The organism is Paenirhizobium selenitireducens ATCC BAA-1503 (genome assembly GCF_900492185.1).
In the GTDB taxonomy this organism is placed as follows: domain Bacteria; phylum Pseudomonadota; class Alphaproteobacteria; order Rhizobiales; family Rhizobiaceae; genus Allorhizobium; species Allorhizobium selenitireducens_A.
This window is the reverse complement of record NZ_UEYP01000005.1, coordinates 68407-84318: the sequence shown is the minus strand read 5'-3', so window position 1 is coordinate 84318 and position 15912 is coordinate 68407. Positions and strand designations below refer to the sequence as shown.

The following is a 15912-nucleotide window of genomic DNA, read 5'->3' as shown; positions in this document are numbered from 1 at the left end:
CCCGTTTGTCAATTCTTGTTGTCGGATGCCGGAGGCACCATAATTACAAGATGAAACTCGACTCAAAATATTTCGACCGGATCCGCACGCGCCGCAAGCGCGAGCCGGAGCCGGAGAAAGCCACGCCGACCTGTCAGTGGGACGGTTGCGAAAAGCCTGGTGTCCATCGTGCTCCCGTCGGCCGCAATGCCGAGGGGCAGTTTTTCCTGTTCTGCTTCGAGCATGTGAAGGAATACAACAAGGGCTACAACTATTTCTCCGGCCTGTCCGACACCGAGATCGCCCGCTACCAGAAGGAGGCGATCACCGGCCATCGCCCGACCTGGACGGTCGGCGTCAACAAGGCGGCGAAATCGAGCCCGCTGCATTCGACCATGCGATCCGGATCGGCGGCATCCCAGGCCCGCATCAAGGACCCGTTCGGCTTCGTCAAACAAGGCGGCGGCACGCGCGCCCAGCCGCAGGCGCGCAAACTGAAGAGCCTGGAGGCCAAGGCGCTCGATACGCTCGGCCTTGCGGCGAATTGTAGCGCCCCGGAAATCAAGAGCCGCTACAAGGAGCTTGTAAAAAAACACCATCCGGATGCAAATGGCGGAGACAGGGGCTCGGAAGAGCGTTTTCGCGCTGTCATTCAGGCGTATCAATTGTTAAAGCAGGCAGGTTTCTGTTAATCGCTGGTGCCTGCAGCGCGCTATATTTGGAAGGCCGGTCGGTGTCGCCCGGCATGGAGAGACGATGAGCAAAATTGAACTGGATATTTCCAATCTCCCCGACACCACCGTGTCGGTGCGCGAGGTTTTCGGCATCGACAGCGATCTGCGCGTCCCGGCTTACAGCAAGGGTGACGCCTACGTGCCCGATCTCGATCCGGACTATCTTTTCGACCGGGACACCACGCTCGCCATTCTCGCCGGCTTTGCCCATAACCGCCGCGTCATGGTCTCCGGTTTCCACGGCACCGGCAAGTCGACCCATATCGAGCAGGTCGCAGCGCGCCTCAACTGGCCGTGCGTGCGCGTCAACCTCGACAGTCACGTCAGCCGTATCGATCTCGTCGGCAAGGACGCGATCGTCTTGAAGGATGGCAAGCAGATCACCGAATTCAAGGACGGCATCCTGCCCTGGGCCTACCAGCACAATGTCGCGCTCGTCTTCGACGAATACGATGCCGGCCGGCCGGACGTGATGTTCGTCATCCAGCGCGTGCTGGAATCCTCCGGCCGCCTGACGCTTCTCGACCAGAGCCGAGTCATTCGTCCGCACCCCGCCTTCCGCCTGTTTGCCACCGCCAACACGGTCGGCCTCGGCGACACCACCGGCCTCTATCACGGAACGCAGCAGATCAACCAGGCGCAGATGGACCGCTGGTCGATCGTCACGACGCTGAACTATCTGCCGCACGAGAAGGAAGTCGATATCGTTCTCGCCAAGGTCAAGAGCTTCAACAAGACGGAGCAGGGCCGTGACACCGTTTCGCGCATGGTTCGCCTTGCCGACCTGACGCGATCGGCCTTCGTCAACGGCGACCTGTCGACTGTGATGAGCCCGCGCACCGTCATCACCTGGGCGGAAAACGCCGAGATCTTCGGCGATGTCGCCTTCGCCTTCCGCGTCACCTTCCTCAACAAGTGCGACGAACTCGAGCGCACGCTGGTCGCTGAACAATATCAGCGCGCCTTCGGCGTCGAGCTGAAGGAGAGCGCTGCCAATATCGTGCTCGGCGCCTGAGGGGGCACGATGGCAGGTCGCGGCGACAATACGAGAGCAAAGCCCGGTATCGGGCCCGATGCCGAACCGCTTCGGCGGGCGATCACCGGCTGCATCCGCGCGGTTGCGGGCAGCCCGGATGTCGAGGTGGTGTTCGCCAATGAGCGGCCCGGGCTTGCTGGCGAACGCGTGCGTTTGCCGGAACTGTCGAAGAAGCCGACGGCGCACGAGCTTGCGGTAACACGCGGGCTCGGCGATTCGATGGCGCTGCGCCTCGCCTGCCACGACCAGAAGATCCACAGCGCCATGGCCCCTCAAGGGCAGGATGCCCGTCTGGTGTTCGACGCCGTCGAGCAGGCCCGCGTCGAATCGATCGGCGCGCTCCGGATGAGCGGCATGGGCGACAACATCAGCGCGATGAATGCGGAGAAGTACGCCAAGGCCAATTTCTCCGGCATCAACCGCCAGGAAGACGCGCCGATCCAGGAAGCCGTCGCCATGCTGGTGCGCGAGAAGCTGACCGGCGAGAAACCGCCCGAATCGGCCGGCAAGGTGCTCGACCTGTGGCGCCCCTTCATCGAGCAGAAGGCGGGTGCCGATCTCGACGATCTGCCGACGGCGATCAATGACCAGCAGGCCTTCGCCCGGGTGATCCGCCACATGCTCTCCGCCATGGAAATGGCCGAGGACGTCGGCGATGACGCCGAGGAGAGCGAGGACGAGAGCACCACCGACGAGGATCAGCCGCGCTCCAACGAGGAAGACCAGGAGAGCGCCGAGGAAGAGGCCGGTTCGGAACAGGCTCCCGCCGAGGAAAGCGAAGCCTCGCAGGAGCAGATGGACGACGGCGAGATGGACGGCGCCGAGATATCCGACGACGACATGATGGAGGAGGGCGAGGAGGACAGCGAGACGCCCGGCGAGATGCGCCGGCCCGCAAGTCCCTTCGACGACTTCAACGAGAAGGTCGACTACAAGATATTCACCCAAGAATTCGACGAGATCGTCACCGCGGAAGAGCTCTGCGACGAGGCCGAGCTGGAGCGCTTGCGCGCCTTCCTCGACAAGCAGCTCGCCCATCTGCAGGGGGCCGTCGGGCGCCTCGCCAACCGCATGCAGCGTCGCCTGATGGCGCAGCAGAACCGTTCCTGGGAATTCGACCTGGAAGAAGGCTATCTCGACCCGGCGCGGCTGACGCGTCTGGTGATCGATCCGATGCAGCCGCTCTCCTTCAAGAAGGAGAAGGACACCAAGTTCCGGGATACCGTGGTGACGCTGGTCATCGACAATTCCGGCTCCATGCGCGGCAGGCCGATCACGGTCGCCGCCACCTGTGCGGACATTCTGGCGCGCACGCTGGAGCGTTGCGGCGTCAAGGTCGAGATCCTCGGCTTCACCACCAAGGCATGGAAGGGCGGCCAGTCCAGAGAGAAGTGGTTGGCCGGCGGCAAACCGCCGACGCCCGGCCGTCTCAACGACCTGCGCCACATCATCTACAAGTCGGCAGATGCGCCCTGGCGCCGGTCGCGCCGCAATCTCGGCCTGATGATGCGCGAAGGCCTGCTCAAGGAAAACATCGACGGCGAGGCGCTGATGTGGGCGCATGGCCGCCTGATGGCCCGCCCCGAGCAGCGCAAGATCATGATGATGATTTCCGACGGTGCGCCTGTCGACGACTCGACGCTGTCGGTCAATCCGGGCAATTACCTGGAGCGCCACCTGCGCGCCGTGATCGAGCAGATCGAGACGCGTTCGCCGGTCGAGCTTCTGGCGATCGGTATCGGCCACGACGTCACGCGCTACTATCGCCGCGCCGTGACGATCGTCGATGCCGACGAACTGGCAGGCGCCATGACCGAGCAGCTCGCGGCGCTGTTCGAGGATCAGCAGACCACCGGCAAGCGCAGCGGTCGCGCCCGCCGCGCCGGCTGACGAGCGGACGCTGTCCCGACCCTGCGTCGGCCTTCCTCCAGCGCTCTTCCGGGTGGAATCGCACCTCTCCAGAGCCGAGCTTTTGTCCCAGAAAGTGAAGGGCATGATTTTGCGATCCTATCCCCCTTTTGCCGTCCTTTGCGCCGTGGTCGTCTCCGTGGCCTGGCCCCAGATCGCGCGCGCGCAGTCGGCACCGGTCGAAGCGACGGTGATTACCACCTTCCGTCCCGGCTCATCCGAGACGCGATTCGGTGCGCTCGAATTCGTCGGTGGACTGGAGCTCTCCTCGTCCGAGCCGCTGTTCGGCGCCTGGTCGGCGATCCGCTTCCTGCCGGACGGCCAGCGATTTCTCGGCGTTCTCGACACGGGGCATTGGATCTCCGGCGAGGTCCGCCGCGACGCGGAGGGACGGCTCTCCACCCTTTCGGACGTGATGATCTCCGCCATGCTGGATGCCGACGGGCGCGGGGACCAGCGAAAATACAATGTCGATGCCGAGAGCCTGGCAATCCGGGGCGAAGACGTGCTGGTCGGCTATGAGCAGCGGCACCGGGTTTCCGGCTACCGGCCTCTCTCGGCAGTCGAAAAGGCACGACCGTTCCGCATGTCCTTTCCGTTGCCGTTTCCCGTCGGCGAACTGCGCAACAATGGCGGGCTTGAAACCCTCGCGCTCTCGGCTCCGGAAAGCCCGCTGCAGGGCGGGTTGATCACGGTCGCGGAAAAGAGCGTGGACGGCAATGGCGACCTCTTCGCGGGCATCCTCGACGGGCCGCTCGCCGGCGCCTTCCGGGTGGCGGCGCATGACGGCTTCGACGTGACCGACGGCGATTTCCTCCCCGATGGCGACCTGCTTCTGCTCGAGCGAAGGTTCACGCTGGCGACGGGCGTCGGCTTGCGCATCCGCCGCATTGATGGCGCGAGCCTCAGGCCGGGTACCGTGGTCGACGGAGAGGTCATTCTCGAGGCCGGGATGGGTGAGGAGATCGACAATATGGAGGGGCTGGACGTGGTCGCTGCCGTCGACGGCTCAACCCGTATCATCCTCGTGTCGGACGATAACCACTCGATCCTGCAGCGGAACCTGATGCTGGAATTCCGGCTCGTCGACTAAACCCTGTCGACGGGCCGGCGTTCCCTGTCAACGGGCGGTCGCGGGCGGCACCGTCGCCGGCATCGGCCTGACGACGCTCATCAGCGCGCCATAGGGCAAAAGCATCACCAGACCGACCAGCATCTTGACGCTGAGGTCGCCGATCGCCCAGGAGATCCAGCGCGGTGCATCGGTCGCGAGAATGCCGAGGATCGGCGCCCATTCGATGGCGAAGTCGTCGTTCGGGCCGATCAGAACGAAGATCGGGGCGAAGGCCAGCGAGAAGAAGATCGCCGTATCGAGCACGGAGCCGAAAATCGAGCCGAGCAGCGGTGCCTTCCACCAGGAAAGGCGGCGCAACCGGTTGAACACCGTGATGTCGAGCAATTGTCCGGCCAGATAGGCCGTGCCGGAGGCAATGGCGATGCGCGGCGAGGACGTCACGAAGGACAGCGCCACACCCACGACGAAGCCGATGAACACGACCTTGCGGGCGGTGTTCGGGCCGAACTGGCGGTTGGTAAGGTCAGTGACCAGAAAGGCGACCGGATAGGTGAAGGCACCGTAGGTCAGAAGGTCGCCGAGCGCGATGCCGGCCAGTTGTCCGGAGAGCGGGTACTGGACCAGAATGTTCGAAGCGACGACGATAGCCGTCATCAGCAGGGAGTAGGCAAGGATATAGCGCGTTTTCAGCATTTTTTTATCCTGGGTGATGCCACCAGTTGGAGTAGGGATGTGTCGAAAAGGAAAAGGCCTGTCCGGGCAGCGCCCGTTCAAGCCTTGATACCTTTTACAAGAAAGGAGAAGTCGCTTACGCGGCTTCTGCGGTCTTCTTGACGATCTGGCGGCGCAGCAGGCGTGCGCGCATCGACAGTTCGGTTTCGCTGGCCTTCAGGAGGAAGGCGTCGAGGCCGCCACGATGCTCGACCGAGCGGAGGGCCGCTGCGGAAACGCGCAGACGGTAGCGCTGGCCAAGAGCGTCCGAGATCAGCGTGACGTCGCACAGGTTCGGAAGGAACCGGCGCTTGGTCTTGTTGTTCGCGTGGCTCACATTGTTGCCCGACTGGACGCCCTTGCCGGTCAATTCGCAACTGCGGGACATGATACACCTATTTTTTTCTTGGCCGTCGCATCGCTTCCGGGCAAATACCGGCAAGGCGATCCAACGGCGTTTGATTGGAAAGTTGCGGTTCTATAGTCAGACTGGCCGGGCGCGTCAAGCCAAACCTTGGATTTTCCCGCAAGCGCTGTAGAAACCCGCTATTTTATTGCCATAGTCACGTCCGAGGATGGCAGCTGTCGTCATTCGCCGAGCAGGCGGAATGATCCGGATCAGGGGGAATGCATTTTGCGTCTGTCGAGCCTCGCTCTATGTTTGCTGGCACTTGCGGCTTTGCCCGTGTCGGCGGAGACCGTGCGCCACCGCACCGACTACAAGGTGACGCTCGGGGCGCTTCCGATCGCCCGCGCCTCCTTCGTCACCGAGGTCAACCAGAAGAACTATACCATCAGCGGGCGCTTCAATTCCTCGGCGATCGTCGACATCATCACCAAGATCAGCGCCGAGACAAAGGTTTCGGGCACGATGAGCGGCGCCGGCATGCGGGCCGACCGCTATACGCTGGTCTACCAGAGCGGCAAGAAGAAGCACACCTATGACGTTCGCTACCGCAACGGAAACGTCACTGAGACGACAGTCGACCCCGAGCCCAGGCGGCGGCCGCGGAACTGGATTGCGGTCGGTCCGGAAGACTTAAAGGCGGTGCTCGATCCGATCAGCAGCCTGGTCATTCCGGACGGCGAGGCGGCCTGTCCGCGGACCCTTCCCGTCTATGACGGGGAAAGCCGGATGGATCTCGTGCTGACGCCGAAGGGCCGAGAAAAGTTCAAGGCGGGCGGTGCCGAGGTCGAGGCCGTCGTCTGCTCCATCCGCTATGTGCCGAAGTCCGGTTTCCGCAAGGGACGCAAGGATATAGAATACCTGCGCAAGGCCAGCGGCATGGAAATCTGGTTTGCCAAGACCGGCGCCCTGAAGCTATATGCTCCAGTCCATGCGCGCGTTCCGACGCAGATGGGGACGATCTATGTATCCGCCGTCGAAGTCGACGGCTAAGGGGCTGTAGGATCAGGCCCCGCAAGGGGAGCCGACGTGAAGACAAGGGCGACGCTTATCGGGTTCACGGCCATTCTGATGTGGTCGTTTCTCGCACTCATGACGGCCGCCTCCGGCAAGATGCCGCCCTTCCAGCTTTCCGCCATCACCTTCGCCATCGGCAGCCTGCCCGGCATCATCACCTTCATGCTCCGGCCGGAACGCATCCACCAGCTGCGCCAGCCGGCCAAGGTGTGGCTCACCGGCGTGATCGGCCTGTTCGGCTATCATTTCCTCTACTTCACGGCGCTTCGCAACGCACCGGCCGTCGAAGCCGGCCTGATCGCCTATCTCTGGCCGCTGCTGATCGTCGTCGGCTCCGCGCTGCTGCCGGGCGAACGCCTGCGCTGGTATCATGTGGTCGGCGCGCTCGCGGGGCTTGGCGGCACCGTGCTGATCGTCGCCAAGAACGGCATCGCCTTCGATCCGGCCTATGGTTTTGGCTATCTCGCCGCGTTTCTCTGCGCCTTCACCTGGTCCGGCTATTCGCTGATCACCCGTCGCTTCGAGGCCGTTTCCACCGATGTCGTCACCGGCTTCTGCCTTGCCACCTCGATCCTGTCGGCGCTCTGCCATCTTGGCCTGGAAACCACGGTCTGGCCGGAAAACCCGGCGCAATGGGCGGCCGTGGTCGGCCTCGGCCTATTCCCGGTGGGGCTTGCCTTCTATGCCTGGGATCATGGGGTGAAGAACGGCGACATCCAGATCCTCGGTGCATCGAGCTACGCAGCGCCGCTCCTGTCGACGCTGATCCTCACCCTGTTCGGTTTTGCCGAGCCGAGCCTCAGGATCGGCATCGCCTGCGTGCTGATCACCGGCGGCGCCATGCTGGCCGCGCAGGACATGATCCGCCGGACGAAGAAGGCCGAAGCCTGAAAGCCCTGGGAGGGTAGGGGAGGGGAGGGACGATGGAACTGCCTGCACTGATCGTCCTGGCGCTTGCGCTGGTCGCCGGCCTTTCCTATTTCGCCATTCTACCAAGGCCCGCCGGCCATGTCCGGGCGATCTGGAAAACCCTGCCGGTCGCTCTGCTCGCCTTCTATGCCTTCCTCATGGAGGCGCCGGCTCTGCTGGTCCTTGCGCTGGTCTTGAGTGCTCTCGGCGATGCCTTCCTGGCCTATGAAGGCGAGAAGAATTTCATCGGCGGGCTCTCGTCCTTCCTGCTCGCCCATATCGCCTATGGCGTCCTGTTCTATGAAATCGGCGATCTCCGGTTCTTGACGGACGAGACCTGGCGGCTCGCCGCAGCCGGTCTTTCGGTCGCCCTTGCCGTGCTGCTGGTGGCCTTTCTGTGGCGCCCCGCGGCCAGGCTCGCTCCGGCTGTGCTGGCCTATGCAACGGCGATCGCCGCCATGGCGATTCTGTCGCTCAGTGTGCTGTCGGTCGCGGTCTTCGTCGGCGCCGCACTCTTCCTGTCGTCTGATGCCGTTCTGGCGGTCGAGACCTTCAAGATGGAGAAGAGCCATCCCATGCGCTGGCTCGCCGCGCTCTACGTCTGGGCGAGCTATTTCGCCGCGCAGGTCGTACTGACCCTCGCGGTCGTCGCCATCGCTTCCTAAACGCCCCCGGTGTCCGCCTGTCGGTTCTCGTTCGGCGCCCAGCCGGGCGGCGCCATTTCGAAGCTCGCATAGTCGAAGCCAGGCGAGACGGTACACCCGACCAGCGTGTAGTCGCCGAGGCTTTCGGCCGCTTGCCAGCCATTAGCCGGAATGATCGCCTGCGGTCGCGCGCCGCGCAGGATGTCGCCGCCGAGCACGAAGGTCTCGACCGCCGTTCCATCCGGTGCGCTGTAGAGCGCCAGCGGCGCGCCGGCATGGTAGTGCCAGACCTCGACCGCGTCGCGAACCCGGTGCCAGTGGGAACGCTCGCCCGCCTTCAACAGATAGTAGATCGCCGTCGAATGGCCGCGCGGCCCGCCAGCCGGGTCGCGAAAGGTCTCGACGAACCAGCCGCCCTCGGGATGCGGCTGCATGCCGAGGGCCTCGATCACGGCCTCGGCATCCATCAGAAATGATCCTTGCGCTTGCGGATTTCGGCAAAGACCTCCTCATTTGTCGACCCCTCCATCAGGAGGTTGCGGCGGATCGACGGGTCGGCGGCGCGCAGGAAGGGGTTGGTTTCCTTCTCCAGCCCGATCGTCGTCGGAATGGTGAACTCGCCGCGCTGGCGTTTGGCCTCGATCTCCGCGGCGCGCGCCTTCAGTCGCTCGTTCTCCGGATCGATGGTGAGCGCGAAGCGGGCGTTCGATAGCGTATATTCATGACCGAAGTAGACGGCGGTCTCGTCCGGAAGGGCGGCCAGTTTCTGCAGCGAATGCCACATGTCGGTCGCCGGACGCTCGAACAGCCGACCGCAGCCGAGCGCAAACAGGGTATCGGCGGCAAACAGCAGCTTGTCGTCGGGCAGGTGGTAGCAGACATGGCCGGCGGTATGGCCGGGTGTTTCGATCACCCGCACGGTGTGATCGCCGAACTCGAACACATCGCCGTCGCCGACCGCCTGGTCGAGGCCGGGGATCGCTACGGCCTCCTCGCGCGGGCCGATGATCTCGCAGCCATATTTTTCCTTGAGCGCCAGGTTCGCCTCGACATGGTCGCCATGGTGATGAGTGGTGAAGACATGGGTGATCTTCCAGCCGCGTCGATCGGCGGCCGCGACGATGGCATCCAGTTCCGGCGCGTCGATCGAGGCGGTCAGGCCGCTCTCCGGGCAGTGGACGAGAACACCGAAATTGTCGCTTCGGCAGGGAAAGACATCGAGATCGAGGGGTTTCATCAGGCCTTTGTCCCTTCTGCTTCGTTCGCCGAAATGTAGCGCCTTCAGCCTTGAAGTCCATCCGGCGCCTGCTAACAATGGCGCCATGCATGTCGATATCGTCGATCTCCGCCAGTTCTATCATTCCATGCTGGGCCGCATGGCGGAGCAGTCGATCGCCATGGCGCTGTCGGCGCTCTGGGCGCGCCTGCCACAGGAGCGGCTTGTCGGCCTCGGTTATGCCGTTCCCTTTCTCGACCGCTTCCGCGCCGACACCGAGCGCACCTTTGCCTTCATGCCGGCCGGGCAGGGGGCGGTGAACTGGCCGGTGGGCGAACCTTCCGCCACAGCCCTGGTGTTCGACGAGGAACTGCCCTTGCCCGACGCCTCGATCGACCGGGTATTGATGGTCCATTCGCTGGAGTTTGCCGAAAATCCACGCGAGACCCTGAAGGAGGTCTGGCGCGTGCTGGCGCCTGGCGGGCGCCTCGTCATCGTCGTGCCGAACCGGCGCGGGGTCTGGGCGCGCATGGAGCATACGCCCTTCGGCTCGGGCCGGCCCTATTCGCGCGGCCAGCTGACGGCGCTGCTGCGCGAGACCAATTTCACCCCCGGCGCCAGCGCCGAAGCACTGTTCTTTCCGCCGTCGAAGATCCGTTTCGTGCTGAAGCTGCGCCGCAGTTTCGAACGGATGGGCCGCATGCTCTGGCCGGCCTTTTCCGGGGTGATCGTCGTCGAGGCCCAGAAGCGGCTGTACCAGGGCCTGCCGGTCGCGGCTCGCGCCTCGCGCCGCGTCTTCGCGCCGGTTCTGGCGCCGCGCGGCGTGCCCACGACGCGGGTCCCGTCAGGGCGCGAGACTTGATCCGGCCGGCAGTTGCGACCATGGCAACCCTCGACAAGAACGCTATTCCGTTTTAATGGCTGAGCACCCACAGTACCGGGCATTCGCCCGGATTTTCAACGACAGAAAGTCCCATCGATGAGCAGCGACAGCATGAAGCCCACTCCGCGCCCGGGTATCCTCGACATTGCCGCCTATGTGCCCGGCAAGGAGCATGCCCCCGGTGTCGCGCGGGTCTTCAAGCTGTCGTCGAACGAAACACCGATGGGCCCGAGCCCGAAGGCGATCGACGCCTTCAAGCAGAGCGCCGGGCATCTGGAGATCTATCCCGACGGCCAGGCCATGGCGCTGCGCGAGGCGATCGCCGAGGTGCACGGGCTGAACAAGGCCAATATCCTGTGTGGCAACGGGTCCGACGAATTGCTCGGCCTGCTCTGCCATGTCTATCTCGGCGCAGGCGACGAGGGCATCATCACCGAGCACGGCTTCCTCGTCTACAAGATCCAGATCATGGGCGCCGGCGCCACCCCGGTCGTGGTCAAGGAAAAGGACTGCACCGTCGACGTCGATGCGATCCTCGCCGCCGTTACCGAGAAGACGAAGATCGTCTTCCTCGCCAATCCGGGCAATCCGACCGGCACCTATGTGCCGGTGAGCGAAATCCGCCGCCTGCATGCCGGGCTGCCGGGCAATGTCATCCTCGTGCTCGATGCGGCTTACGCGGAATATGTGCGGCGCAACGACTATCAGGCCGGCATCGAACTCGTCTCCGGCGCCCGCAACGTCGTGATGACCCGCACCTTCTCCAAGGTCTACGGCCTTGCGGCGCTGCGCGTCGGCTGGGCCTATGCGCCGCTGGAGATCATCGATGCGCTGAACCGCGTGCGCGGTCCGTTCAACATGAACGCACCGGCGATCGCCGCCGGAGCCGCCGCCGTGCGCGACCAGGAATTTGTCGCGATGGCCGTCGAGCACAATCTTACCTGGGTCGAGAAGGTCACCACGGCGCTGACCGCACTCGGCCTCAACGTGACGCCGTCGGTCGCCAATTTCGTGTTGATCCACTTCCCCGAGGTCGACGGCAAGCGTGCGGCCGAAGCCGACGACTTCCTCACCGGCCGCGGCTTCATCCTGCGTGCCGTGCGCGGCTACGGTTTCGCCAATTCGCTGCGCATGACGATCGGCAGCGAGGAGGCCAATCGCGGCGTGATCGACGCGCTCACCGAGTTCATGGGGCGTTCCTGATGCCGGAGCCGCTGTTCGACCGCATCGCGCTGATCGGCATCGGCCTGATCGGCTCCTCGATCGCCCGCGACGTCAAGGCGCTTGGCCTGGCCCGCGAGGTCGTGGTCTCGACCCGCAGCCCGGAAACGCTGAAGCGGGCCGAGGAACTCGAGCTCGGAACCTCCTACGCGCTGTCGGCGGCGGATGCCGTCGAAGGGGCCGATCTGGTGATCGTCTCCGTGCCTGTCGGCGCGTCCGAAGCCGTTGCCCGGCAGATCGCTCCGCAACTGAAACCCGGCGCCATCGTTACCGATGTCGGCTCGACCAAGGCTTCCGTCATCGCCCAGATGGCGCCGCACCTGCCGAAGACCGTGCACTTCATTCCCGGCCATCCGCTGGCGGGCACGGAAAAATCCGGCCCCGACGCCGGCTTCACCGGCCTGTTCCAGGGCCGCTGGTGCATCTTCACGCCGCTGCCGGGAACCGATCCGGCAGCGCTTGCCAGGCTCAAGGCTTTCTGGGAGGCGCTCGGCTCGAAGATCGACGAGATGGATCCGGAGCACCACGACAAGGTGCTGGCCATCGTCTCGCACCTGCCGCACATCATCGCCTACAACATCGTCGGCACGGCCGACGACCTGGAGACGGTGACGCAGTCGGAAGTCATCAAGTATTCGGCCTCGGGTTTCCGCGACTTCACCCGTCTCGCCGCCTCCGACCCGACCATGTGGCGGGATGTTTGCCTGCACAACAAGGATGCCATCCTGGAAATGCTGGCGCGCTTTTCCGAGGATCTCGCCTATCTGCAGCGGGCGATCCGCTGGGGCGAGGGCGACAAGCTGTTCGAACTGTTTACCCGCACGCGTGCCGTCCGCCGCTCGATCATCGAGGCTGGCCAGGATGTCGACGTGCCGGACTTCGGCCGCCATTCGCTCGACAAGAAGGCCTGAGCCCAGGCTTTACAACGGCGGCAGGACTGCGATCGGGAATATGCCGAGGGAAACCACGCCGTCCGTGACCGTCAGATCGGCGCTGCCCTTGTCCTTGCCGGAAAACAGCGCGCCGAGCACGTTCCCTGCATTGTCGATCGTTTCGCGCTCGTCGGGAAACGCCTGTCTAAGGGTTTCCTGCCAGGCCTTGATACCTTCGACCTCGACATGGAACTCTCCCGACACCATTCCGTCCGTGCCGATCGAGACGGGCCCCGAAAGCGTCAGCACCCGGCCCTCGCCCATGTCGGCGACGAAGCGGCGAATTTCACCCTTGCTGCCGTAGAGCCCTTCCCCCCGGTCACCCTGGAGGTCGAGATATTTTGCCTTGCCGACCAGTGTCATGTCGACACTGGCAGAGAGCGGCGGCAGGACCGGCGGTTGGTCATGCAGCGACAGGACGGCCTCTTTGACCAAGGCGGCGAGATCCAGGTCCTCGCCGGAGCGGCGCACATGCGCCTCCGCATGTGGCGTCTTGGCCTCGACCGTTTCGCCGTCGTTTCTGGCCGTCAGCAGGCCCTGCAAATCCTCGGTCTCGATCGAACTGCGGTCGAGTCCCGAGAGCCCGGCACTCAGGCTTGAGCGCATCTGCGCCCATTGCAGCGTAAGGGAAAATCCGAGACTGGACCGCAGCTGTCCCGGCCCCTCCAGTTCCCACAGCACACGGCCCGGCGCGTAGACCTGGGCTGCCGAGCGGAAGGCGCCGAAGGTGCCCGAAAGGCCATGGAAATGGTCGTCGACGGCAAGTTTCGTGCAGGTGACGCCGAGCCGGAAGGGAAAGCCGCCGACGGTCATGTCAGTGCAGTCCGCCTGGATGGCGGCCGGGTTGTCACCGCCGAGGATCTCGGCGAGTTTCTTTTCCAGAGCCCCTGCCGCGCTCCACCACAAGCCGCTATAGACGAGCATGGCGACGATGATCGCTATGGCGAATAGCGAGATTTTCCGGCTGGCGGTGCTGCGGTTTTCCTTGCGCGACGTTGCCATCAGGCGCTCCAAACGTAAAATGGTGTACCGGCAATCCGGCCGGTCTTGTGGAATGACCCGCGATATGGACGAATTTTGGGTGTTTGGCTACGGATCGCTGATGTGGAATCCGGGCTTTTCCTATGAGGAGCGGATACAGGGCCGGATGATCGGCTATCGTCGGTCGCTCTGCGTCCGATCCTGGCACCATCGCGGTACGAAGGAGACGCCGGGTCTGGTGCTCGGGCTCGATCGTGGCGGTTCCTGCCGTGGCGTGGCCTTCCGCGTGGCCTTGCGCGACCGGGAGGAAACGATCGAATACCTGCGCCAGCGCGAGTTGGTGACCTTCGTCTACCGCGAGCGTGTCCTGCCGGTCCGGCTCGACGACGGCCGCAAGGTGCAGGCGCTGGCCTATGTGGTCGACCGCACGCATCACCAGTATGGCGGGGTGGTGTCGGTCACGGAGGCCGCGCGGATCGTCAATCGGGCGGTCGGCGTGTCCGGTCCCAATCCTGTCTATGTAGCCAACACCGTTGCGCATTTGCGCGAAATGGGCATCCGCGACCATTGGCTGGAACAGGTGGCCGCGGAGATCGCGCGCCTGGAAGGCGTCGAGGTCTGAGGCTTCAGCTCGTCTTTTTCGCCTGCAACTCCTTCAGCCGCTTCACGGCGGTCGGGGGCAGCGGTACCTGCGGGTTGTCGCGCGCCGTCTCGACCAGCAGTTCGTCGCTGACCTTCTCCAGCCTCTCGATCAGCGTCTCGTAGAACAGGTCGGGATCGAGACCCGCCTCGATCGGCGGCAGGATCTTCACCTTGAAATGGCCGGGGAAGCGCAGGAACTTGCGGCGTGGCCAGAACAGGCCCGGATGCATGGCGACCGGTACGACGGGCACGTCGAGATCACGGTAGATGCGGGCGATGCCGTATTTGTAGGCGGGCTCGGCGCCGGCCGGGCGGCGCGTGCCTTCCGGATAGATGATCAATTGCCGGCCGGCCGCCATTTCCTGCTTGGCCCGTTCCATGACCTTGACCATGACCTTGCCGCGCGCGCCGCGATCGACCGGGATCATCTTCTGGCGGGCGACGTACCAGCCGAAAATCGGGATCCACATCAGTTCGCGCTTGAGGATGTAGACCGGATCGTCGAGCCAGGGGAGCAGCGCATAGGTGTCCCACAGCGACTGGTGCTTCGGCGCCAGGATATAGCCGCCTTCCGGGATGTTCTCCAGGCCTTCGACCGTGAAGGTCGTGCCGACGATCTTCTCCATCAGCCAGTGATTGGAGCGCGCCCAGTTCTTCGGGATCGCGAAGGCCTTCTTGCGCGACGCCAGGAAGTAGTAGGGCGACAGCAGCACCATCTGCAGGATCAGATTGGCGTAGAACAGCGTGTTGAACAGGATGGAACGCAGTATGATCATTAGGCGCTTTTCCTCGGGCGGGCGTGCAGACGTGCCTATCGCAAATCGGCGAGGATAAAAAGCGTCGTTGCGCGAAATCCGCGGCGTGTCAGTCGGAGGTCTTGGCCATTCTCGCCGTAGACCGCAGGCCGTCGCTGCCCCAGCCGATGATGCCCCTGGCATAGGCGATCAGCGTCTTGCCATATTCCGACAGCAGCGTGCGCAGCACGTTCGGTTCGGCATACCAGTCGGTGTGCTTCAGATCGGAATTGACCACGGGATAGGGAATGTATTCCGTCGCACGGTCCCTTCGGCGCAATTCCATTAGGCTGCGCGGCATGTGGTAGTTGTTGGTCACGACCAAAACCGAGGAATAGCCGTGGTCGCTGATCCAGCGCGAGATCTCGTTGGCATTGCCGATCGTGTCGAGGGCCTCGTAGCCGACGTCGACACAGCAGTCGAACAGGTCGCGGGAGGCCTGCGTCATCTTGCGGATCTGCGCCGGCGACGTGGTCGGGTGGGCGCCGGAAATCAACAGCCGGCGGCCGGAGCCGCGCCTGAGCAGTTCGACGGCCTGGTCGATGCGTTGATAGCCGCCGGTCAGGACGACGATGGCGTCGGCTCTCGCCTGGCTCGGCGGCACAAGTGTCGTCACCGAATCGGCGAACCACAGGAAGCCGGCGAGGAAGACGGCGACGAGAACGATCGCGGCAAGTCCGCCATAGCGCAGAACGCGGCGCAAACGTCCGCTGCGGGCGAAAAGGCCGCCGGCGTTTTGCTGCGGCTGTTGCTCGCGGAAAGCTCTGTCGCGACTCATCTGACCCATCGTCATGGTCCGTGCATAGCGCGCTTCTGGCATACGG

At 64.1% G+C, this 15912-nt stretch carries 18 protein-coding genes; 11 read left to right on the top strand and 7 right to left on the bottom strand.

The features are described from left to right. Nucleotides 1–50 precede the first annotated feature (50 nt). From RHIZ70P_RS10765 to RHIZ70P_RS10750, 4 genes are all read left to right on the top strand, one after another. Entirely contained in the window at nt 51–671 is a 621-nt protein-coding gene (locus RHIZ70P_RS10765) for a J domain-containing protein (protein WP_115670310.1), read from the top strand. A 64-nt stretch (nt 672–735) separates the two neighbouring features. Then, nucleotides 736–1728 carry a cobaltochelatase subunit CobS gene (gene cobS / locus RHIZ70P_RS10760; protein WP_115670309.1) on the top strand — a complete coding sequence of 331 codons (993 nt, stop codon included), beginning with the start codon at nt 736–738 and terminating at the stop codon, nt 1726–1728. 9 nt (nt 1729–1737) lie between these two features. Beyond that, nucleotides 1738–3639 carry a cobaltochelatase subunit CobT gene (cobT, locus tag RHIZ70P_RS10755; protein WP_115670308.1) on the top strand — a complete coding sequence of 634 codons (1902 nt, stop codon included), beginning with the start codon at nt 1738–1740 and terminating at the stop codon, nt 3637–3639. A gap of 103 nt (nt 3640–3742) precedes the next feature. Further along, nucleotides 3743–4750, top strand: a complete 1008-nt coding sequence (locus RHIZ70P_RS10750; protein WP_115670307.1) for an esterase-like activity of phytase family protein — start codon at nt 3743–3745, stop codon at nt 4748–4750. Nucleotides 4751–4777: 27 nt separating this feature from the next. On the opposite strand, the gene RHIZ70P_RS10745 is transcribed toward RHIZ70P_RS10750, so the two are convergent. Together RHIZ70P_RS10745 and rpmB are read right to left on the bottom strand one after the other, a co-directional pair. Further along, complete coding sequence (locus RHIZ70P_RS10745; RefSeq protein ID WP_115670306.1) at nt 4778–5425, bottom strand: queuosine precursor transporter; 648 nt, start codon at nt 5423–5425, stop codon at nt 4778–4780. Nucleotides 5426–5540: 115 nt separating this feature from the next. Then, complete coding sequence (rpmB, locus tag RHIZ70P_RS10740; RefSeq protein ID WP_115670305.1) at nt 5541–5831, bottom strand: 50S ribosomal protein L28; 291 nt, start codon at nt 5829–5831, stop codon at nt 5541–5543. A 246-nt stretch (nt 5832–6077) separates the two neighbouring features. Here rpmB and RHIZ70P_RS10735 point away from each other — a divergent pair, with 246 nt between their 5' ends. Genes RHIZ70P_RS10735 through RHIZ70P_RS10725 form a run of 3 tightly spaced genes read left to right on the top strand, consistent with a single transcriptional unit; the run spans nt 6078 to nt 8440 of the window. After that, nucleotides 6078–6842 carry a DUF3108 domain-containing protein gene (locus RHIZ70P_RS10735; protein ID WP_419178287.1) on the top strand — a complete coding sequence of 255 codons (765 nt, stop codon included), beginning with the start codon at nt 6078–6080 and terminating at the stop codon, nt 6840–6842. Between the two features lie 36 nt (nt 6843–6878). Then, nucleotides 6879–7757 (top strand): DMT family transporter, encoded by an 879-nt coding sequence (locus RHIZ70P_RS10730; RefSeq protein WP_115670304.1) that lies wholly within the window; start codon nt 6879–6881, stop codon nt 7755–7757. Between the two features lie 32 nt (nt 7758–7789). Continuing rightward, the gene (locus tag RHIZ70P_RS10725; RefSeq protein WP_115670303.1) at nt 7790–8440 is read left to right on the top strand and encodes a lysoplasmalogenase family protein; all 651 of its coding nucleotides are present in this window, start codon (nt 7790–7792) and stop codon (nt 8438–8440) included. Here RHIZ70P_RS10725 and RHIZ70P_RS10720 read toward each other — a convergent pair. Then, nucleotides 8437–8886 carry a cupin domain-containing protein gene (locus RHIZ70P_RS10720; RefSeq protein ID WP_115670302.1) on the bottom strand — a complete coding sequence of 150 codons (450 nt, stop codon included), beginning with the start codon at nt 8884–8886 and terminating at the stop codon, nt 8437–8439. The two genes, RHIZ70P_RS10725 and RHIZ70P_RS10720, sit on opposite strands and share 4 nt — an antisense overlap. Beyond that, a complete protein-coding gene (gene gloB, locus RHIZ70P_RS10715) occupies nt 8886–9656 on the bottom strand; it encodes a hydroxyacylglutathione hydrolase (protein WP_115670301.1) in 771 nt (256 codons plus the stop codon). Before gloB ends, RHIZ70P_RS10720 begins: the two co-directional genes overlap by 1 nt. Nucleotides 9657–9741: 85 nt before the next feature. Here gloB and RHIZ70P_RS10710 point away from each other — a divergent pair, with 85 nt between their 5' ends. The 3 genes from RHIZ70P_RS10710 to RHIZ70P_RS10700 all read left to right on the top strand — a co-directional run bounded on the left by RHIZ70P_RS10710 (nt 9742) and on the right by RHIZ70P_RS10700 (nt 12650). After that, on the top strand, nt 9742–10497 hold the full coding sequence (locus tag RHIZ70P_RS10710; RefSeq protein ID WP_115670300.1) for a class I SAM-dependent methyltransferase: 756 nt from the start codon (nt 9742–9744) through the stop codon (nt 10495–10497). 117 nt (nt 10498–10614) lie between these two features. Beyond that, nucleotides 10615–11721, top strand: a complete 1107-nt coding sequence (hisC, locus tag RHIZ70P_RS10705) for a histidinol-phosphate transaminase (RefSeq protein WP_115670299.1) — start codon at nt 10615–10617, stop codon at nt 11719–11721. Beyond that, nucleotides 11721–12650 (top strand): prephenate/arogenate dehydrogenase family protein, encoded by a 930-nt coding sequence (locus tag RHIZ70P_RS10700; RefSeq protein ID WP_115670298.1) that lies wholly within the window; start codon nt 11721–11723, stop codon nt 12648–12650. Before hisC ends, RHIZ70P_RS10700 begins: the two co-directional genes overlap by 1 nt. Nucleotides 12651–12659: 9 nt before the next feature. On the opposite strand, the gene RHIZ70P_RS10695 is transcribed toward RHIZ70P_RS10700, so the two are convergent. Then, nucleotides 12660–13673, bottom strand: a complete 1014-nt coding sequence (locus RHIZ70P_RS10695; RefSeq protein ID WP_147293988.1) for a DUF2125 domain-containing protein — start codon at nt 13671–13673, stop codon at nt 12660–12662. A 64-nt stretch (nt 13674–13737) separates the two neighbouring features. On the opposite strand from RHIZ70P_RS10695, the gene RHIZ70P_RS10690 reads away from it, so the two are divergent. Next, the gene (locus RHIZ70P_RS10690; RefSeq protein WP_115670296.1) at nt 13738–14274 is read left to right on the top strand and encodes a gamma-glutamylcyclotransferase; all 537 of its coding nucleotides are present in this window, start codon (nt 13738–13740) and stop codon (nt 14272–14274) included. Nucleotides 14275–14278: 4 nt separating this feature from the next. Here RHIZ70P_RS10690 and RHIZ70P_RS10685 read toward each other — a convergent pair whose 3' ends face one another. Beyond that, on the bottom strand, nt 14279–15070 hold the full coding sequence (locus RHIZ70P_RS10685) for a lysophospholipid acyltransferase family protein (RefSeq protein ID WP_115670295.1): 792 nt from the start codon (nt 15068–15070) through the stop codon (nt 14279–14281). 88 nt (nt 15071–15158) lie between these two features. Continuing rightward, entirely contained in the window at nt 15159–15881 is a 723-nt protein-coding gene (locus RHIZ70P_RS10680) for a YdcF family protein (RefSeq protein ID WP_419178286.1), read from the bottom strand. Nucleotides 15882–15912: the final 31 nt, after the last annotated feature.